This window comes from Sabulicella glaciei (assembly GCF_026183895.1).
In the GTDB taxonomy this organism is placed as follows: Bacteria; Pseudomonadota; Alphaproteobacteria; order Acetobacterales; family Acetobacteraceae; genus Roseococcus; species Roseococcus glaciei.
The window spans coordinates 1,008,696-1,028,005 of the sequence record NZ_JAPFQI010000001.1; the positions used below are offsets into that span (position 1 = coordinate 1,008,696).

The following is a 19,310-nucleotide window of genomic DNA, read 5'->3' on the forward strand; positions in this document are numbered from 1 at the left end:
GGTGACGCGCGGCCAGGGCCGCTCACCACCAGTTAGGCCACCGTGCTGGGCGATTCATTGATTTTCGTCAATGTCGCGGCAAGCAATCGCTCAACGTTCAGCGCTTCCGGCTGGGGAAGACTCCCATCATCCGGGTTGGCTCGTCGGTCGTGAAAGCCTGACCGAAGGCGCCGATCCCGGCCTTGATCCCTTCATCCAGCGTCAGCCCTTCCCAGCGGGAGATCAGCGCCTTCTGGTCGCGGATGGCACGCGGCCCGGCCTCGCGCAGCAGGTGCAGCCATTCTTCGACCGCCGTGTCCAGTCCGGCGCGGGGGACGACGCGTTCCAGGAAGCCCCATTCCTCGACAGTGCGCGCGTCCAGCGTCTCGGCAAGCAGGAGCAGGCGCCGCGTACGGCCCCAGCCAATCAGGTTGGGCAGCATCGCCGCCTCGACCACGGAGGGGATTCCGACCCGCACCTCGGGCATGCCGAACTTCGCTTCCTCGGCCGACATCCGCAGGTCGCAGGCGGCGGCGATCTCCATCCCCGCCCCCAGGCACCAGCCCTGGATGCGGGCGATGACCGGCACCGCGCAGGCGCGGATGGCGCTGTTCACCGCATGGATGCGGGAGATGAAGGCGCGCCCGTCCTCGGGCGTGCGGATCGCGCCCATCTCGGAGATGTCGGCGCCGCCGATGAAGGCGCGGTCGCCCTCCCCGGTCAGCACGACGGCGCGGATGTCGTCCTCCACCGCGAAGGCTCCCGCCATCTCCTCCAGGATCGGCGAGTTCACCGTGTTCAGCTTGGCGTGGTTCAGCAGCGTGACGCGGCGGATATCGCCGTCCTTGCGAATTTCAACCTTCACCGTGCGAATCCCGCCATCACTGCATATCCCTTGCTGATCGCCTCCAGCTCCTCCGGGGCGATGACATCCTCGATGCGTGCGAAGCCTTCGGGGGCACGCTCGCTCACCACGTCCACCACGCGCTCCGGCCCGCCGCGCCGGTTGCTCAGCACGATGTCACGCGTCGGTGGGTGACGCTCCGCCTCATAGGCCGCCAGCGCTTCCTCCGCCGGGAGCACGGCCAGCTTCGCGGCGAGGCAGCGCGCGTCCAGCACGGCCTGCGAGGCGCCATTGGAGCCGACCGGGTACATGGGATGCGCAGCGTCGCCCAGCAGCGTCACGCGCCCCTGGGTCCAGCCCGGCAGCGGATCCCGGTCGCACATCGGATACTCCCAGAACTCTGGCGTGGCGCGGACCAGCGCCTCCACGTCCAGCCAGGGCACACGGAAGCGGCGCAGATGCGGCAGCACCTCCTCCATCCTTCCGGGCCGCGACCAGTCCTCCCGCCGCGGCGGCGGCGCCGACGGGTCGCCGATCTGCGCGCAGACCACCCAGTTGGTGAGGCGCGTGCCCGGCGCCGCGCCTGGCGCGATGGGGTAGAGGACCAGCTTTTCCTTCATGTCGCCGGCGACGATCATGCAGTCGCCGCCCTCGTACTCGGGCCAGTCCAGCGCGCCGCGCCACATCTGGATGCCATTCCAGCGGATGCCGCCATCGTCCGGATGCAAGTTGCGGCGGATCACCGAATGGATGCCATCCGCCCCCACCAGCACGGCGCCGCGCATCTCCTCGCCATCCGCGAGGGTCACCGTCACGCCTTCTCCGTCCTGGCGGAAGGATTCGACCCGGCTGCCGGCGCGCAGAGCCGCGCCAAGCCGCTCCTGCGCCGCGCGCCACAGCACGCCATGCAGTCGCCCCCGATGGATGCTGAACTGCGGCACGTCATGGCCCGCGTGAAGGCCGCGCGCCTCGCTGCGGATCACCTGCCCGAAACGGTTGAGGTAGCGCAGTTCGCGCGTGCGGATCGCTACCGCGTCCAGCGCCGGCAACAGCCCCAGCGCGGCAAGCTCGCGGATGGCGTGCGGCAGGGTGTTGATGCCCACGCCCAGTTCCCGCACCTCCGGCGCCGATTCCAGCACGATGCAGGGGATGCCTCGCTCGTGCAGCGATAGGGCGAGGGTAAGTCCGCCAACGCCACCCCCCGCAATCAGGACGGGCAGCGTCATTCCGCCGCGCGGCCCAGCGGGGCCGGGGCATGGCTGGCCGGACGGGCCTTGCGCCGAAGCTCCATCATCTCCTCCCTCGCGCGCGCGGCGGTGCGGAACAGCGCCTGCTTGCCGTATTCATACTGGATGGGCGTTGCCACCTCGCGGACGCCGTATTCTGCCGCGGCATGCAGGGTGAAGGAAGGGTCGGCCAGATGCGGCCGCCCCAGCGCCACGAGGTCCGCCCGCCCGGCGGCGACGATGGTGTTCACTTGGTCGGCCGTGGTGATGGAGCCGACGCACATCACCGCCATGCCGCCCTCGTTGCGGATCATGTCGGCCCAGGGAAGCTGGAACATGCGGCCATAGCTCGGCAGGGCATCCTGCACGGTCTGGCCAGTGGACACGTCGATCAAGTCGCAACCGGCGTCGCGGAAGGCGCGGGCGATGGCTATCGTGTCCGCGTCGGAAATGCCGCCATCGGCCCAGTCCGTGGCGGAGATGCGGACCGACATCGGACGGTCCTCGGGCCATTCGGCGCGCAGGGCGCGGAACACTTCGAGCGGGAACCGCAGCCGGTTCTCGACCGTGCCGCCATGCTCGTCGGTCCGGTGGTTGGTCAGCGGCGACAGGAAGCTGGCGAGCAGGTAGCCATGGGCGCAATGAAGCTCCAGCATGTCGAAGCCGCACTCGACGCCGCGCCGGGCAGCCGCCACGAACTCCGCCTTCACCCGGTCCATGTCGTCGCGCGTCATCTCCCGGGGCACCTGGCTGTGCGGGAAATAGGGAACGGGGCTGGCGGAGATGATCGGCCAGGCGCCCTCCTCCAGCGGCTGGTCCATCCCGTCCCACATCAGCCTGGTCGCGCCCTTCCGCCCGGCATGGCCAAGCTGCAGGGCGATGCGCGCGCCCGCGCGATGCACGTTGGAGACGATGCGCGTCCAGGCCTCCTGCTGCGCTTCGTTCCACAGTCCGGTGCATCCCGGGGTGATGCGCGCATCCGGTGCCGGACAGGTCATCTCCGTGACGATCAGCCCCGCGCCACCCATGGCCCGCGCGCCATAGTGAATGAGGTGGAAATCGGTCGGCATCCCCTCCTCCGCCGAGTACATGCACATGGGCGAGACGACGACGCGGTTCGCCACCTCCATGCCGCGCAGGTGGAAGGGCTGGAACATGGGCGGGTTGTTTGGCCTGCCGCCCGGAGTCTCAGCTGCGACGAGCTCCTGAACCTCCCGCACGAAGCCGGGCGCGCGGAGCAGGAGGTTATCCCAGGTGATGGCCTTGGAACGTGTCATGACGCCGAAGGCGAAGCGTGCCGGGGCGAAGTGCCAGAAACGCCGCACGTGCTCGAACCAGACCAGCGACACGTCGGCCGCGTGCTGGGTCTTCTCCACCTCCTCGCGCCGGGCGGACTCGAAGCGTCGCAGGCAGGTGGTGACGTCGCCGCCCGCCATGAAGGCGCGGTGCAGGCCGATCGCGTCCTCCATGGCCAGTTTCGTGCCGCTGCCGATGGAAAAATGCGCGCTGGCCTTAGCGTCGCCCAGCAGGACGAGGTTGCCGCGCACCCATCGCTCGCAGCGAATAGTCGGGAAGCGCCGCCAGTGCGAGCGGTTGGTCACGAGGCGATGCCCCTGCAGTTCTTCCCGGAACACTTCCTCCAGGAAGCGCGCGCTCTGCGCCTCGTCCATCGTGTCCAGCCCGGCGCGGGCGAAGGTGTCGGGGTCCGTCTCCATCACCCAGGTCGAGCGGCCCGGCTCGTACTGGTAGCAATGGGCGATGAAGATGCCTTCAGGCCGCTCTTTGAAGAAGAAGGTGAAGGCATCGAAGGGGCGGGTGGAGCCCATCCAGGCGAAGCGGTTGGGCCGCAGGTCGAGGCTGGGGCGAAAATCCTCGCGGAAACGCTCGCGGATCGGGGAGTTGATGCCGTCCGCCGCGACGACAAGGTCCGCGTTGGGGAAGTCCTCGGGCTGCGCTTGGCGTCCGAAATCCAGCTCCACGCCCAATCGCCGCGCGCGGCCCTGCAGCAGCATCAGAAGCGTGCGGCGCGAGCAGCCGCAGAACCCGTTGCCTCCGATGCGGTGGCGGGCGCCCTTCGCCACCACCTCGATGTCGTCCCAATAGGCGAAGCTCTCGGTGATGGCACGGTAGGACGGCTCGTCTGCCTCCTTGAAGGCGTCGAGCGTGGCGTCGCTGAACACCACCCCGAAGCCGAAGGTGTCATCCAACTGGTTGCGCTCCACCACCGTGACGCGCGCCGCCGGCATGTCCCGCTTCATCAGGATGGCGAAGTAGAGGCCGGCGGGGCCGCCGCCGATGATGGCGATGCGCATGGCGCTGCTCCTGGAGCCCGTTGCCGCGGAGAATATCCTTGTGGCGGGCGCGGCCGCAATGCTTTAAGCTCAAAGCATGTTGCGGTTCGACGGGCAGCGCGCCTTGGTGAGCGGCGGGGGAACGGGCATCGGCCTGGCCTGCGCCCGCGCGCTGACCGAAGCCGGCGCCATCGTCACGGTGCTGGGACGGCGCGAGGCGCCGTTGCGCGCGGCGGTCGAAGCCGGCGCCGCCGCCGACTTCATCCCAGCCGATGCGCGGGCGCCCCCTTCCCTCCCCACCGTCACCATCCTCGTGAACGCTGCGGGCACGGCCGTCTCCGCGCCTTTCCTCAAGACGGATGACGAGGCGTTCCGCGCGGCGCTGGAAGCCAATCTCATGAGTGCCGTCGCGCTGACCCGCGCCCTGCTGCCGGCGATGCTGGAAGCGCGCCAGGGCCGCGTGGTGAACGTCGCTTCCACCGCCGCGCTGAAGGGCTATGCGTATGTTGCGCCCTATGTCGCCGCGAAGCACGCGCTGCTCGGCTTCACCCGCGCCTTGGGGCTGGAAGTCGCCTCGCGCGGCGTCACGGTGAACTGCGTCTGCCCCGGCTTCACCGAAACGCCGCTGCTGGAGGAAAGCGTCGCGCGCATCGGCGCCACGACGGGCCGCGACCCAGCTGCCGCCCGCGCCGCGTTGGCTATGGGCAACCCTCAGGGCCGGCTCTTCACGTCAGAGGAGGTGGCGGAAGCGGTGCTGTTCCTGTGCGCTGCGCCCGGGGTGAACGGCGCCGCCCTGCCCGTTTCCGGCGGAGAGGTGTGATGGACGCGGAGACGGCCCTCGCTGGACTTCCGCCAGGCCGGAAGGACAATCTCCGCCTCTGGCTGCGCCTCCTCACCTGCGCGACCCTGATGGAACGCGAGATCCGCCGCCGGCTACGCGCTGAGTTCAGCACCACCCTGCCGCGCTTCGACATGCTCGCCGCGCTGGACCGCGCGCCGGAGGGGCTGACCCTCGGCGAGGTGTCGCGCCGGATGATGGTGAGCAACGGCAACGTCACCGGCCTCGCCGCCCGCCTGGAGGAGGAAGGGCTGGTGGAACGTCGGCTGGACGCCAATGACCGCCGTGCCTTTCGCCTTCGCCTGACGCCGCTCGGCGCGCGCGAGTTCGCCCGCCAGTCCCGCGCGCATGAAGGCTGGGTGAATGCCCTGCTCGCGGGGATCGCACCGGATGATCGCGCGGCGTTGCACGCCCTGCTGGGCCGCGCCAAGCATTCCATCGCCGAGGGAATCGCATGAGCCTGCCGCACCATCTCCGCAGCGAGAATGAGGGCGGCGTCGTCACCCTCACGCTTGACCGGCCGGAGCGAAAGAACCCTCTGACCTTCGACAGCTATGCCGAACTGGTCGCCATCTTCCGCGCCGCTGCGACGGACGACGCAGTCCGAGCCTTCGTGGTGACGGGGGCTGACGGCAATTTCTGCTCGGGCGGCGACGTGCACGAGATCATCGGCCCGCTGCTGGAACGCGATACGAAGGGACTGATGCGCTTCACCGCCATGACCGGCGACCTCGTGAAGGCGATGCGCGCCTGCCCGCAGCCCATCGTGGCGGCGGTGGACGGGGTGGCGGCGGGGGCGGGGGCCATCATCGCCATGGCCTCGGACATCCGCCTCGCGACGCCGCGCGCCCGCGTGGCCTTCCTGTTCAACCGCGTCGGCCTCGCGGGGTGCGACATGGGGGCCTGCGCCATCCTGCCGCGCCTCATCGGCCAGGGCCGTGCCTCCGAGTTGCTCTTCACCGGCCGCGCCATGCGGGCCGAGGAAGGGGAGCGCTGGGGCTTCTTCAACCGGCTGGTGGAGGGCGACGTGCTGGCCGAGGCTCAGGCCCTCGCGGCGGAAATCGCCGCCGGCCCGGGCTTCGCCCACGGCATGACCAAGCGCATGTTGGCCATGGAATGGGCCATGGGGGTCGAGCAGGCCATTGAGGCCGAGGCGGTAGCCCAGGCCCTCTGCATGACCACCCAGGATTTCCGCCGCGCCTACGAGGCCTTCGCGGCGAAGCGTATCCCCGTCTTCCAGGGGGATTGATGCCCGACCAGGACTTCCTTCGCTGGCCTTTCCTTGAAGACACCCACCGCGATTTCGCGGCGCATGTCGAGGAATGGGCCGGACGCCACGCGGAAGCCCTGACCGATCACGGCGATGCGGAGGCCTCGACCCGCGCCCTGGCGCGCGCGATGGGCGAGGCTGGCCTGCTCGACGCGGCCGTGCCTCCCGGTGGGCGCCTGGATGTGCGGAAACTGTGCCTCGCGCGGGACATCCTCGCGCGGCATTCCGGCCTCGCCGACTTCGCCTTCGCCATGCAGGGGCTGGGCACCGGCGCCATCACCCTGTTCGGCCCTCCCGAAGTGCGGGAAGCGGTGCTGCCGGGAGCGCGGGCGGGAACCAGCCTCGCCGCCTTCGCCCTGTCCGAACCGGAAGCAGGAAGCGACGCCGCCGCCCTGGCCACCGCCGCCGTGCGCGACGGCGCCGATTGGCGCATCAGCGGCGAGAAGACCTGGATCAGCAACGGCGCCATCGCCGGCTCCATCCTCCTCTTTGCCCGCACCGGCGAGGCGCCGGGCGCGCGCGGCCTTTCCGCCTTCTGGCTGCCGGGCGACGCGGAAGGGCTGAGCGTCGCGGAGCGGATCGAGGTCGCGGCGCCGCACCCGCTGGCACGGCTGCGCCTGGACGGGGTGCGCGTTCCGGATGCCCACCGCATCGGCGCGCCCGGCGAGGGCTTCAAGGTCGCCATGGCCGTGCTGGACGTGTTCCGCGCCACGGTGGGCGCCGCTGCGCTGGGCTTCGCACGGCGCGGCCTCGACTTGCTGCTGGACCGCGCGTCCGGGCGGCAGCTTTTCGGCGCGACGCTGTTCGACCAGCAGATGACCCAGGCTGCCATCGCCGATGCGGCCGTTTCGGTCGAGGCGAGCGCCCTGCTCGTTTATCGCGCTGCCTGGCTGAAGGATGGGGGAAGGCCGCGCGTGTCGCGGGAAGCGAGCATGGCGAAGCTCCATGCCACCGAGGCCGCCTTCCGGGTGGCCGATGCGTGCCAGCAGATCCATGGCGGGCTGGGCGTGGTCCGAGACTCCGCGCCCGAACTCCTGGCGCGGGAGGTACGGGCGCTGCGCGTCTACGAGGGTGCGTCGGAGATCCAACGCGTGGTGATTGCCCGCGCGGAACGGGACAGGAGGGCCGGGTGATCGACAGCTTCTGCCGCGACAACCTTCCGCCACCGGAGGAATGGCCCGACCTCACCCCCCTTCCCTACCCGGCGCGGCTGAACTGCGCGACAGCACTGCTCGACCGCAACCTCCCGGCACGCGCCGAGCACCCGGCAGTGGTGACTCCGGCCGAGACGCTAACCTATACGCAGCTGGTGGAGCGGGTGAACCGCATCGGCAACGTGCTGATGAACGATCTCGGACTCGTGCCCGGGAACCGCGTCCTGCTGCGCTCGGCGAACAATGCCTGGATGGTGGCCGCGTATTTCGCGGTGCTGAAGGCGGGTGGGGTGGTGGTCGCCACCATGCCGCTGCTGCGCGCGCGGGAACTCGGCCAGATCCTCCGCAAGGCGCGTGTGACCCACGCGCTGTGCGACGCGCGCCTTGCCGACGAACTCGCCGCCGCCGATGCGCCGGACCTCCAGCACATCCTCCATTGGGGAAATGGCGAGCTTGAGGCGCGTTGCGCTTCCCAGCCCGCGCAGTTCCAGGCGGCGGACACGGCGCAGGACGATGTGTGCCTGATTGGCTTCACCTCCGGCACCACGGGGGAGCCGAAGGGGACGATGCATTTCCACCGCGACATGCTAGCGATCTGCGATCACTACTCCGCGCAGGTGCTGCTCCCCGCGCCGGAAGACCGCTTCATCGGCTCGCCGCCCCTGGCCTTCACCTTCGGCCTGGGCGGGCTGGTGCTGTTTCCCTTCGGTGTCGGCGCCACCGCCATCCTGCTGGAGCGTGCGCCGCCGGAGGAACTGGCCGCCGCCATCGCCCGGCACCGCGCGACGATCTGCTTCACCGCCCCCACCGCCTACCGCGCCATGGCGGCCAAGGCCGGGGAGCACGATTTGTCCTCCCTTCGGAAATGCGTCTCGGCCGGGGAGCACCTGCCCAAGCCGATCTTCGAGGCGTGGCAGAAGGCGACCGGCCTGAAGCTCATGGACGGGATCGGCGCGACCGAGATGCTTCACATCTTCATCGCCGCGCCCGAGGAGGCGATCCGCCCCGGCGCCACCGGCCTGCCGGTTCCCGGCTACGAGGCGAAGGTGGTCGGCCTGGACGGGGAGGAGGTGCCGCGCGGCACGCCGGGGCGCCTCGCCGTGCGCGGGCCGACGGGCTGCCGCTACCTCGCCGATCCCCGGCAGCGCGGCTACGTCCAGAATGGCTGGAACATCACCGGCGACAGCTTCTTTCAGGACGAGGACGGGTATTTCCACTTCCTGACGCGCAACGACGACATGATCGTGAGCGCCGGCTACAACATCGCCGGGCCGGAGGTCGAGGAAGCGCTGCTCTCCCACCCGGCCGTGAGGGAGGCCGGCGTCGTCGGCATGCCCGACGAGGAGCGTGGCAGCATCGTCACCGCCCATGTCGTGCTGCATCCGGGCCACCTGCCCGACGACGCCACGGTCCGCGCGCTGCAGGAGCACGTGAAATCCGTCATCGCGCCCTACAAGTACCCGCGCCGGGTGGCGTTCCACGATGCCCTCCCACGCACGGAAACCGGGAAGCTGCAGCGCTTCGCCCTCCGCAAGCTTCCCCTTGCACCGGAAGCCACGCCCTGGCAGAGCCCCGCCCCATGAGCCTCACCGCGCTTCACCCCAAGGGATGGCCCGCGCCGCGCGGCTACTCCAACGGCCTGATGGGCGAAGGCCGCCTCGTCATCCTCGGCGGGCAGGTCGGCTGGGACGCCCAGGGCCATTTCGCCGAGGGCTTCGTCGCGCAGACGCGGCAGGCGCTGCGCAACGTCCTTGCCGTGCTGGCCGAAGCGGGCGGACGGGCCGAGCACATCGCCCGCCTCACCTGGTACGTCACCGAAATCGCCGAGTATCGCGACAGCCTGGCGGAGCTCGGTCCTGCCTATCGCTCCGTCATGGGGCGGCACTTCCCTGCCATGACGCTCGTGCAGGTGGTCGCGCTGGTGGAGCCGGAGGCGAAGGTGGAGATCGAGGCGACCGCCATCTTGCCGCCGTGAGCGCGGAGGCGCGCATCCGGGAGCAGGCGCTGGCCCTGGGCTTCAACGCGGTGCGCTTCACCACCGCCACCCTGCCGCCCGAGGCCCGCGCACGGCTGGATTCCTTCCTGGACGCCGGTTCCCACGGCACGATGGAATGGATGGAAGCGCGGCGGGAGCAGCGCGCCCACCCGCAATCCCTCTGGCCGGAAGCCGTGAGCGTCATCGTGCTCGGCACCAATTACGCGCCGGGCTACGACCCGCTGGGAAGCCTGGCGGAGCGGGATCGGGCGACGATCTCCTGCTACGCGCAGGGCAAGGATTACCACGACGTCGTCAAGAAGCGCCTGAAGGCGCTGGGCCAGTGGATGGCGCGCGAGTTCCGCGGCGCGCCGCTCAAGGTCTTCGTGGACACGGCGCCGGTGATGGAGAAGCCTCTGGCCCAGCAGGCGGGGCTGGGCTGGCAGGGCAAGCACACCAACCTCCTATCCCGCGAATGGGGCAACTGGCTCTTCCTGGGCGAGATCTACACCACCCTGCCCCTCCAGCCCGACGAACCCGAGCGCGAGCAGTGCGGCTCCTGCCGGGCCTGCCTGGATGCCTGCCCGACGAACGCCTTCCCCGCCCCCTTCCGGCTCGATGCACGGCGCTGCCTTTCCTACCTTTCCATCGAGCATCGCGGCCCGATCCCTGAGGAATTCCGCCGCCCGATGGGCAACCGCATCTATGGCTGCGACGACTGCCTAGCCGCCTGTCCTTGGAACAAGTTCGCGCAAGCGGCACGCGAAATGGCTTTCCAGCCGCGCCACGAGGTCGCTCCGCCCCTCGCTGAACTGGCCGAGCTGGATGACGCCGCCTTCCGCGCCCGCTACGCCGGAAGCCCAGTGAAGCGCATCGGCATCGGGCGATTCCGCCGGAACCTGGCGATCGCCATCGGCAACAGCAACGATCCCTCGCTGCGCCCCCACGCCGAAGCCCTGGCCGCCGACGCGGACCCGGTCGTGGCGGAAGCCGGTGCCTGGGCCCTACGCGAGCTTGCAGCGTGACGGAAGGGGCACTGGTCCTCTTCAGCGGCGGGCAGGACAGCGCCACCTGCCTCGCCTGGGCGCTGCGCCGCTTCCCGAGGGTGGAGACGCTCGGCTTCGATTACGGCCAGCGCCACAAGGTCGAGCTGGATTGCCGGGCGGCGCTGCGCGAAGGCATGGCGTCCCCTGCCCTGGGCGAGGACCACCTGCTCTACCTGCCCGTGCTGGGCGCGATCAGCGATACCGCCCTGACAAGCGACGCAGAGATCACCCTGCAGGCGGATGGGCTGCCCAGCACCTTCGTCCCTGGCCGCAACCTCGTCTTCCTGACGCTCGCCGCCGCTCTCGCCTTTCGGCGAGGGCTGCGGCACCTCGTCGCCGGCATGTGCGAGACGGATTACTCCGGCTACCCGGATTGCCGCGACGACACGGTGAAGGCCATGCAGGTGGCCCTGAACCTGGGCATGGACCGGCGCTTCGTCCTGCACACGCCGCTGATGTGGCGCGACAAGAAGGCAACCTGGGAATTGGCGGAGGCCCTGGGCGGCCCCACCCTGGTGGAACTGGTCCGCAAGGAATCCCATTCATGCTACCGGGGCGTGCGGGGCACCCTCCATCGCTGGGGGCATGGCTGCGGCGATTGCCCGGCCTGCGACTTGCGCGCCCGGGGCTGGGATGCCTATGCCGCATCGCATGATCCTCTCCCCGCGCCTTGAGGGCTTCCTTTTCCTGCTCGGCTTCGGGCTGTGCATCCCGGCCGCCAACTGGCTGATCGGCAATGCCGGCATGGTCTGCGCGCCGGGTGGCCCGTGCCTGATCCCCGTGGCGCCGGGGCTGATGGCACCGTCCGGCGTGCTGATGATCGGCCTCGCCCTGATCCTGCGGGACCTCGTGCAGCGGCGGCTGGGCCTGGGTTGGGCGGCGGGCGCCATTGCCGGGGGAACGGTGCTTTCCGCCTTCCTGGCACCACCTGCGCTGGTCGTCGCCTCGGCCACGGCCTTCTTCCTGTCGGAAGCGGCCGATCTCGGCGTCTACACGCCGTTGCAGAGGCGGGGCCTGACGCGGGCGGTGCTGGCTTCCTCCGCCGTCGGGCTGGTGGTGGACAGCGTGGTGTTCCTGTGGCTCGCCTTCGGCAGCCTGGACTACCTGGCCGGGCAGGTCGTCGGGAAGGCGTGGATGGTGGCAGCGGCCCTGCCCCTCATCGCGCTGATGCGCCGGCGCGATGAGCGGCTGGGCCTCGCCTGACCTTCACTCCGCCGCGAGGGCGGAGCGGCGGGGAAGCACCGCTTCCATCGAGGTGCGCACCAGGATGCCGGCCGGGCCCGGGCGGCGGATCGCCTCGCGCATCGCGGAGAAATCGTCGCGCGTGTTCACGCGCAGCAGGGTCAGGCCGAAGCTCTCGATCCAGCGGCCGAAATCCGGGTTGCCGAACATGGTGCCGCTGACCCGGCCCGGATGCTGGTGCTCCTGGTGGATGCGGATGCTGGCATAGCCCCCGTTCTCCGACAGGATCAGCTTGAGGGGCAGCTTGCGCTCCAGCGCCACGGCCAGCTCGCCGCCAGTCATCAGCGCCCCGCCATCGCCCACCGCGCAGGCGACGGTACGGCCCGGGCAGCGAAGCGCGGCCGCAACGGCCGCCGGCGTCCCAAACCCCATGGCGCCGGAAATCGGCGCCAGAAGCCGTTGCCCCGGCTTCCATGACACCTTGCGGTAGAAGGGCGCGCCGAAGGTGCCGGCATCGAGGGTCAGGATGCCATCCTCCGGCAGCGCCTCCCCGATCGCCTGGGCGACCTCGGCGAAAGGGAGCCCGTCCGGCCAGTCGCGTCGCGCGACCTTCGTGTCCGCGAGGTGCAGGTCGCGCAGCCTCCGGCACCAGACCGCACGGCCTTGCGGGAAGCCCGGCGCTTCGCCCTCCATCACCGCCAGCAACGCCCGCGCATCGGCGACGATGGCGGGGTCCGCCGGGAAGTGCCAGCCGAGGAAGCGCGGGTCAGCGCAGACATGGACGAGGCGCTGACTCGGTGCCGGCCAGGAATAGCCCTGGGTGGTGATGTCGGCCAGCCGAGTGCCGAGCGCCACCACGAGATCCGCCTCGGCAAAGGCATCGCGCTGCCCGTCCGGGTTCCGCAACCCCATGTCGCCGGCATAGAGCGGATGGTCGTTGGGGAAGAGATCCTGCCGCCGGAAGGACACCGCGACGGGCAGGTTCCAGGCCTCGGCGAAGCGGCGCAGCGCCGCGCGGCCGCCCTCCCCTTCCAGCCCATGCCCGGCGAGCAGGATCGGGCGCTCGGCCGCGCGCAGCAAGGCGGCAAGTGGCGCGGGGTCGGGGGCGGCCGCCTCCACACGCGTCGGCGCGACGGCCGGCGCGGCGCAGGCCATGGCCAGCACGTCCTCCGGCAGGGACAACACCACGGGGCCAGGCACGCCGCCCGTCGCGGCGGCCCAGGCGCGGGCGATGAGTTCGGGCACCTGCTCGGGCCGCGTCGCCTCGCCCACGAACTTGCAGAAACCGCCGAACATGCGGCGATAGTCGATCTCCTGGAAGGCGTCGCGGCGCAGGTTGCGCGCCTCCACCTGACCGATCAGCAGGATCAGCGGGACCGCGTCCTGCTCGGCCGTGTGCAGGGCGATGGAGGCGTTGCAGGCGCCCGGGCCGCGGCTGACCATGAACACGCCCGGCAGCCCGGTGAGCCGCGCGTCGGCCAGCGCAGCGAAGCCCGCCCCGCCTTCCTGGCGGCAGACGACGAGGTCCATCGGCGCGTCGTGGATGGCGTCCAGCAGCGCGATGTAGCTCTCGCCGGGCACGCAGAAGGCACGGTCCACGCCCTGGCGGCACAGGAAATCAACGAGCATCTGGGCGGCGCTGGGCACGGACGGCGTTTCCTCGTTCTGGGGGCGGGGGAGGATGCGCCGGGGGGAACGGCCGGACAAGCCGCTCCGGTCAGTGGGACCGGAGGCGCGGATTGCCCAGGAACCGTCCCGGCCCGGCGCCTGTCGGCGCCTGCCCTTCGCGGAACGTCTCCACGCCGTTGCACCACACGCGTCGGATGCCCTCGGAGATGGCGTCCGGGTTCTCGTAGGTCGCGTGGTCGCGCACCGTGGCCGGGTCAAACAGAACGAGGTCGGCGAAGCCGCCAGGGCGGATCGTGCCGCGGTCCGGCAAGCCGAAGACCTGGGCGGTGCGCCCCGTCATCTTGTGAACCGCCGCTTCCAGCGTGAACAGCCCGACCTCGCGCACATAGTGGCCGAGGACGCGCGGGAAGGTACCCCAGAGCCGCGGATGCGGCTTCGCATCGTGCGGGATCCCGTCCGAGCCGATCATGGCGCGCGGATGCGCCATGATGCGGCGCACGTCGGCCTCGTCCATCTGGAAGTAGATGGCCCCGGCGGGCAACAGCTTTGCCGCCGTCGCTCGCCGCGTCATGCCCCAGTCGCGGGCGATGTCGTCCAGGTTGCGCCCCGCCTGCTCGGGGTGCGGGACGGACCAGGTCACTTGCACCGGCACGTCCTGCCGCAGCCGCTCCGGCATCAGCACGGTGGAGCCGGCCGGATAGGGATACACGTCGAAGGCGACGGGCTGGTCCTGGCCGAGCGCGTCGATCAGGGCCAGCGTGTCGCGGGAGCGGCCGAAATTCTCCGGCATCGAGCATTTGTGGTGTGAGATAATCGTCTCGATGTTGCCGGCCTCGCGCGTCGTCCGCAGCGTCTCGCGGATGGAGTCCATCACGCCATCCGCCTCGTCGCGCATATGGGTGGCGTAGAGGCCGCCTTCCTCCGCCACCACGCTGGCGACGGCGATGACCTCCTCCGTCGGCGCGTGCATGTTGGGCGCGTAGTAGAGGCCGGTGGAGAACCCGCCTGCCCCCTCGCGCAGGGACTCGCGCAGCCGGTCCTGCATGCGGGCGATCTCGCGATCCGTGGCGGGGCGGTAGACGTCGCCCTCCATTGCCTCGACGCGCAGGGATTGGTGACCGCAGAAGGCGAAGGAATTGACGGCGGTGGGGCGCTTCGCCAGTGCTTCGGCGTACTCGCCGAAGCCGCCTAGGGTGAACCAGCTTTCGTCGCCCAGCAGGTCCAGCGGCGGCGGCGGGCGCTTTTCCATGCGCAGCGGCGCCAGGGACACGCCGCAATTGCCCACCACCACCGTCGTCACGCCCTGGCTGGTCTTGCAGTGGACGCATTCGGGGCCGCACAGCAGCAGCCGGTCGTCATGAGTGTGGGCATCGATGAAGCCGGGCGCGAGGGCGAGACCCCCCGCGTCCACCTCCTCCTGCCCGCTGGCCGAGCCGAGGTCGCCGAGGCTCACGATCCGGTCCCCCTCCACCGCCACGTCGGCGCGGAAGCGCGGGGCGCCGGTTCCGTCCAACACGGTCGCATCCCGGATCACGAGGTCGCAGCGCAGGGCCATGGGCAGGGGTCTCCGTCGTCCGCCTCACCATGCCGCAGGGGGGCGCCCCGCGCCAGGGCGCGCCGGATGGACGGGCGGGGGCGGAAGCGGTAACGCTCAGGGCAATCGGCGCCCGAGGGGCGCCCCGCCTCGGGAGGTTCCAGACCATGTTCCGCCGCACCCTCGCCGCTGCCGGCCTCGCCACGATGCTGGCGGGCCCGGCCCTTGCGCAGACCCAGCTGACCATCCAGCACCCGCTGCCGCTCAACAGCCATTACGGCGCCGGTGCCACCGCGCTGAAGGAAGCCTTCGAGCGCGCGACCAGTGGCCGCTACCGCGTCAACATCCAGCGCAACGACAACGAGCGCGAGGTGATCGAGAGCGTGCAGATCGGCACGGCGGAATGCTATCTCGGCTCCACCGGCCCGGTCGGCAACTTCGTGCCGGAGGTGCGGACCCTCGACGTGCCCTTCTTGTTCCGGGACTACCCGCACGCCCGCGGCGTGTTGGACAGCGAGATCGGCCAGCAGCTCCTCACCCGCTTCCAGCCGCGCGGACTTGTCGGCGTGGCTTGGCTGGAGAACGGCTTCCGGCACCTGACCAACTCGCGGCGCGAGGTGAACGCGCCCGCCGACATGCGCGGGCTCAAGGTCCGCACCATGGAGAACCAGGTCCACATGCGCGCCTTCACAGCGCTGGGCGCCTTGCCGACGCCGATGGCCTTCTCCGAGCTGGTGCCGGCGCTGCAGCAGGGCACGGTGGACGGGCAGGAGAACCCGATCCCGGTGATCGTGGCCAACAACCTGAACCAAGTGCAGCGCTTCCTGACGCTGACGGGCCACGTCTATTCGCCGGCCGTGCTGATCTGCAATCCGGCCTTCCTGGCCCGCATGTCGGCCGCCGACCGCAACGCCTTCAACGAGGCGGCGCGCGCCGCGGCCCGCGCGAACCGCGACCGTGTCTCGGCCGACGAGGCCTCAGGCGTGGAGGAGCTGCGGCGCCGCGGCATGACGGTGGTGACGCAGGTGGACAACGCGGCCTTCCAGCAAGCCCTGTCCTCCTCGGCCGGGCAGATCGAGCAGCAGCTCGACCGCGCCCTGCTCCAGCGCATCCGCGACTGGCGGCCGGCGCAGTGAGCTTCGCCTAGGCCAGGAGAGGCGATGAACCCGTTGAATCCCGGGCCGCTGATGGCGGTGGGGGCGATCAGCCTCCTCGCCACGGCGGCACTGCTGCTGGGGGCGCGGGTGCCCGCGCTGCGCCGCATGGTGCTGCTGCTGGACCGCGCCACCACCGGGCTCGCCGCCATCCTCGCCTGCATCGCCCTGGCCGTCGCCTTCGGGGCCGGGCTCTGGCAGGTCATCGCCCGCTTCGCGACCGAGACGCCTTCGATCTGGTCGGAGGCGCTGGTGCGGACGGCGCTGATCTGGATGACCTATCTCGGCCTCGCCGTGGCGCTCAGGGCCGGGGCGCTGGTGGCCATCGACGCGGCGCATCGCTTCAGCACCGGCGCGGTTCGCCGAGGGCTGGAGGCGGCGGCCCTGGCCTGCTGCCTGTCCTTTCTCGGCGTTCTGTTCTGGTTCGGCTGGTCCATGGCCGGGCGCGTGCAGTTCCAGGAGATGGCAGGGCTGGAGGTGTCCATGAGTTGGGGCTACGCCGCCCTTCCCGTGGGCGCTGCCTTCGCCGTGATCGGCGCGCTCGCGCAATTCCTGGACCGGCATGAGGCCGTTCCGAAGGAGGTGGCATGACCGGCGCCATGCTCGCGGTCATGCTGGTGCTCTTCGCCGCAGCGGTGCCCGTGGCGGTGGCGATCGGCATCGCTGCCATCTGGGGCATCGCAGGCTTCACCTCTTTTCCCCTGATCGTCGCGGCGCAGCAGCTTTTCGTCTCGCTGGATCGCTTTCCGCTCGCCGCCATCCCCTTCTTCATCCTGGCCGGCAACCTGATGGATGTGGGCGGCATCTCGCGCCGCCTCGTGGATTTCGCGAAGAGCCTGGTGGGCGGCATCCAGGGCGGGCTGCCCTGCACCTGCATCCTCACCTGCATGATCTTCGCCGCGATCAGTGGCAGCAGCGTCGCCACCACCTTCGCCATCGGGGCGATCATGATCCCGGCGCTGGTGCGGCACGGCTATCCCGTCGGCTTCGCCGCAGCGCTCCAGGCTACGGCGGCGGAGCTTGGCGTCATCATCCCGCCCTCCATCCCGATGATCCTCTACGGCGTCACCACCCAGGTCAGCATCCCCGAACTCTTCATCGCCGGCTTCGGTCCGGGCGTGCTGATCGGCGGCGGCCTCATCGCGGCCGTGCTGATCTGGTGTCGCATCAAGGGCTGGGGCAAGCAGGATGGCGACGGGCGGCTTCCCGTCCTGCAGGCGGCACGGCAGGCGGGCTGGGCGCTGCTGATGCCCGTGGTCGTGCTGGGCGGGATCTATGGCGGCATCACCACGCCGACCGAGGCCAGCGTCATTGCCGTGGCCTATGCGCTGCTGGTCGGCATGGTGCTGCACCGGGAGCTGTCCTGGCGCGATCTGTATCCGATCATCCGTCGCTCGGTCGTGTCCTCCACCGTCATCCTGTTCATCATCGCCTGCGCTGGGCTCTTCTCCTGGCTGCTGAACCGGCAGGGCGTGCCCGACGCGGCCGCCGCCTGGCTGGTCGAGACCTTCGACGGGCCCGGCTGGTTCCTGCTCGGCGTGAACCTGTTCCTCTTCCTGGTCGGCATGTTCGTGGAGACGAGCGCCTCGATCATCGTCCTCGCTCCCATCCTGCAGGAGGCGGCGGGCCGCTTCGGCATCGATGGGGTGCATTTCGGCACGGTGATGGTGGTGAACCTGGCGCTGGGCATGATCACCCCGCCTTTCGGCGTGAACCTCTTCGCCGCCGCGCAGGTGGCCGGCACCTCGATCGAGCAGTTGATGCGCTACCTGCCGGTCTTCATCGGCGTCATCCTCGCCTGCCTCCTCGCCATCACCTATGTCCCGGCCATTTCGCTCCTGCTTCCCAGCCTCGTCTTCCGCTGAAAGGCGCTTGCAGGGGGCCTGACCTCGCGGCAACCTCCGCCGAACAATTGGGAGGTTGTCCATGACGACGATCAGCCGCCGCGCCGCCCTGGGCGCGGGAAGCGCGGTTGCCCTGTCTCCGCTGCCGGGGCGCAGCCAGACACGCGACGACACGATCCGCATCGGCGTGCTGGCCGATTTCAGCGGCCCCTACCGCGACACCTCCGGCCCCACCTCCGTTGCCGCCGTGCAGCAGGCGGTGGAGGATCTCGGCCTCTCGCAGCGCGGCATCAGCGTGGAGGTCGTTCAGGGCGACCACCTGAACCGCCCGGACGCGGCCCTCGCCCTCGCGCGGCGCTGGATCGACACCCAGGGCGTGGACATGATCTGCGAGGTGAACAACAGCGCCATCGCCCTCGCCGTCGCCAATCTGGTGCGGGAGCGCGACAAGGTGCAACTGGCCTCGGGCGCCGCCTCATCCGCCCTCACCGGGCCGCAATGCTCCTCGCACACAGTCCAGTGGACCTATGACACCTGGATGTTCGCGAACGTGGTCGGCGGCGCCACGGTGCGCTCAGGCGGCGACACCTGGTTCTTCCTGACCGCCGACTATGCGTTCGGCCACCAGCTGGAGCGGGACACGGCCGGCTTCGTGCAGCGCGCGGGCGGGCGCATGCTGGGCTCGGCACGCTTCCCCTTCCCCGGCACCACGGATTTCTCCTCCTTCCTGCTCCAGGCCCAGGCATCGCGGGCCAAGGTCGTGGGCCTCGCCACGGCGGCGCAGGACACGGTGAACGCGATCAAGCAGGCACGCGAGTTCGGCATCACGCGGCGCGGCCAGCAGCTGGCGGGAATGGTCATGTTCATCACCGACGTCCACGCCATCGGGCTGGAGGACGCGCAGGGCCTGATCATGAGCGAGGTGTTCTACCACGATCTCAACGACCGCACGCGCGGCCTCGCGCGGCGCATCCTGCGCCGCACGCCCACCAACATGCCGAACCAGGAACACGCGGGCACCTATTCCTGCGCCATCCACTACCTGAAGGCCGTGGCCGAGATGGGCGCCGCCCGCGCCAAGGCCAGCGGCGGAGAGGTGCTGCAGATGATGAAGCGCATGCCGACGGATGACGACGCCTTCGGCCCTGGCCGCATCCGCGAGGACGGGCGAAAGATGCACCCCGCCTATCTCTTCGAGGTGAAGGCCCCCGCCGAGAGCCGCGGCACCTGGGACTACTTTAAGCTGCGCGCCACGGTCCCGACGGAGGAAGCCTGGCGTCCACTTTCCGAAGGCGGCTGCCCCCTGGTCCGGGGCTGAGGCGACGCTTTACGCCGGGCCGATGC

Annotated in this window: 18 protein-coding genes; 13 read left to right on the plus strand and 5 right to left on the minus strand. The window is 70.4% G+C overall.

Translation table 11 applies throughout. From position 1 onward, the window contains the following. Positions 1-97 precede the first annotated feature (97 nt). From OF850_RS04690 to OF850_RS04700, 3 genes are read right to left on the minus strand one after another with little or no spacing between them, the layout of a single operon-like run. The gene (locus tag OF850_RS04690; RefSeq protein ID WP_301588694.1) at positions 98-844 is read right to left on the minus strand and encodes an enoyl-CoA hydratase; all 747 of its coding nucleotides are present in this window, start codon (positions 842-844) and stop codon (positions 98-100) included. Beyond that, positions 841-2,049 carry a flavin-dependent oxidoreductase gene (locus OF850_RS04695; RefSeq protein WP_301588697.1) on the minus strand — a complete coding sequence of 403 codons (1,209 nt, stop codon included), beginning with the start codon at positions 2,047-2,049 and terminating at the stop codon, positions 841-843. The genes OF850_RS04690 and OF850_RS04695 overlap by 4 nt, the downstream gene beginning before the upstream one ends. Continuing rightward, complete coding sequence (locus OF850_RS04700; RefSeq protein ID WP_301588699.1) at positions 2,046-4,361, minus strand: bifunctional salicylyl-CoA 5-hydroxylase/oxidoreductase; 2,316 nt, start codon at positions 4,359-4,361, stop codon at positions 2,046-2,048. Before OF850_RS04700 ends, OF850_RS04695 begins: the two co-directional genes overlap by 4 nt. 76 nt (positions 4,362-4,437) lie before the next feature. Here OF850_RS04700 and OF850_RS04705 point away from each other — a divergent pair, with 76 nt between their 5' ends. From OF850_RS04705 to OF850_RS04745, 9 genes are read left to right on the plus strand one after another with little or no spacing between them, the layout of a single operon-like run. After that, positions 4,438-5,160: an SDR family NAD(P)-dependent oxidoreductase gene (locus OF850_RS04705; protein WP_301588701.1), complete on the plus strand. Its 723-nt coding sequence runs from the start codon at positions 4,438-4,440 to the stop codon at positions 5,158-5,160. Further along, positions 5,160-5,636 carry a MarR family winged helix-turn-helix transcriptional regulator gene (locus tag OF850_RS04710; protein ID WP_301588702.1) on the plus strand — a complete coding sequence of 159 codons (477 nt, stop codon included), beginning with the start codon at positions 5,160-5,162 and terminating at the stop codon, positions 5,634-5,636. The genes OF850_RS04705 and OF850_RS04710 overlap by 1 nt, the downstream gene beginning before the upstream one ends. After that, positions 5,633-6,427 (plus strand): enoyl-CoA hydratase family protein, encoded by a 795-nt coding sequence (locus OF850_RS04715; RefSeq protein ID WP_301588703.1) that lies wholly within the window; start codon positions 5,633-5,635, stop codon positions 6,425-6,427. The genes OF850_RS04710 and OF850_RS04715 overlap by 4 nt, the downstream gene beginning before the upstream one ends. Next, positions 6,427-7,581 carry an acyl-CoA dehydrogenase family protein gene (locus OF850_RS04720; protein ID WP_301588705.1) on the plus strand — a complete coding sequence of 385 codons (1,155 nt, stop codon included), beginning with the start codon at positions 6,427-6,429 and terminating at the stop codon, positions 7,579-7,581. Before OF850_RS04715 ends, OF850_RS04720 begins: the two co-directional genes overlap by 1 nt. Beyond that, complete coding sequence (locus tag OF850_RS04725) at positions 7,578-9,185, plus strand: AMP-binding protein (protein WP_301588706.1); 1,608 nt, start codon at positions 7,578-7,580, stop codon at positions 9,183-9,185. Before OF850_RS04720 ends, OF850_RS04725 begins: the two co-directional genes overlap by 4 nt. Beyond that, positions 9,182-9,577, plus strand: coding sequence for a RidA family protein (locus OF850_RS04730; RefSeq protein WP_301588708.1), 396 nt, complete (start codon positions 9,182-9,184; stop codon positions 9,575-9,577). Before OF850_RS04725 ends, OF850_RS04730 begins: the two co-directional genes overlap by 4 nt. Next, on the plus strand, positions 9,574-10,602 hold the full coding sequence (queG, locus tag OF850_RS04735; RefSeq protein WP_301588709.1) for a tRNA epoxyqueuosine(34) reductase QueG: 1,029 nt from the start codon (positions 9,574-9,576) through the stop codon (positions 10,600-10,602). The genes OF850_RS04730 and queG overlap by 4 nt, the downstream gene beginning before the upstream one ends. After that, positions 10,599-11,297 carry a 7-cyano-7-deazaguanine synthase QueC gene (gene queC / locus OF850_RS04740; protein WP_301588711.1) on the plus strand — a complete coding sequence of 233 codons (699 nt, stop codon included), beginning with the start codon at positions 10,599-10,601 and terminating at the stop codon, positions 11,295-11,297. The genes queG and queC overlap by 4 nt, the downstream gene beginning before the upstream one ends. Next, positions 11,275-11,826, plus strand: coding sequence for a VUT family protein (locus OF850_RS04745; protein WP_301588712.1), 552 nt, complete (start codon positions 11,275-11,277; stop codon positions 11,824-11,826). Before queC ends, OF850_RS04745 begins: the two co-directional genes overlap by 23 nt. Positions 11,827-11,829: 3 nt before the next feature. Here the strand turns inward: OF850_RS04745 and OF850_RS04750 are convergent, their stop codons facing one another. Both OF850_RS04750 and OF850_RS04755 read right to left on the minus strand, forming a co-directional pair. Beyond that, complete coding sequence (locus OF850_RS04750; protein WP_301588713.1) at positions 11,830-13,452, minus strand: thiamine pyrophosphate-binding protein; 1,623 nt, start codon at positions 13,450-13,452, stop codon at positions 11,830-11,832. Between the two features lie 70 nt (positions 13,453-13,522). Continuing rightward, a complete protein-coding gene (locus OF850_RS04755) occupies positions 13,523-14,989 on the minus strand; it encodes an N-acyl-D-amino-acid deacylase family protein (protein ID WP_301588715.1) in 1,467 nt (488 codons plus the stop codon). Positions 14,990-15,135: 146 nt separating this feature from the next. On the opposite strand from OF850_RS04755, the gene dctP reads away from it, so the two are divergent. The 4 genes from dctP (at position 15,136) to OF850_RS04775 (ending at position 19,284) form a co-directional block, all read left to right on the plus strand. After that, entirely contained in the window at positions 15,136-16,104 is a 969-nt protein-coding gene (dctP, locus tag OF850_RS04760) for a TRAP transporter substrate-binding protein DctP (RefSeq protein ID WP_301588716.1), read from the plus strand. A 24-nt stretch (positions 16,105-16,128) separates the two neighbouring features. After that, positions 16,129-16,713: a TRAP transporter small permease gene (locus tag OF850_RS04765; protein WP_301588718.1), complete on the plus strand. Its 585-nt coding sequence runs from the start codon at positions 16,129-16,131 to the stop codon at positions 16,711-16,713. Next, entirely contained in the window at positions 16,710-17,987 is a 1,278-nt protein-coding gene (locus OF850_RS04770; protein WP_301588720.1) for a TRAP transporter large permease, read from the plus strand. The genes OF850_RS04765 and OF850_RS04770 overlap by 4 nt, the downstream gene beginning before the upstream one ends. 61 nt (positions 17,988-18,048) lie before the next feature. Beyond that, positions 18,049-19,284: an ABC transporter substrate-binding protein gene (locus OF850_RS04775; protein ID WP_301588722.1), complete on the plus strand. Its 1,236-nt coding sequence runs from the start codon at positions 18,049-18,051 to the stop codon at positions 19,282-19,284. The last annotated feature ends 26 nt before the right edge of the window (positions 19,285-19,310 follow it).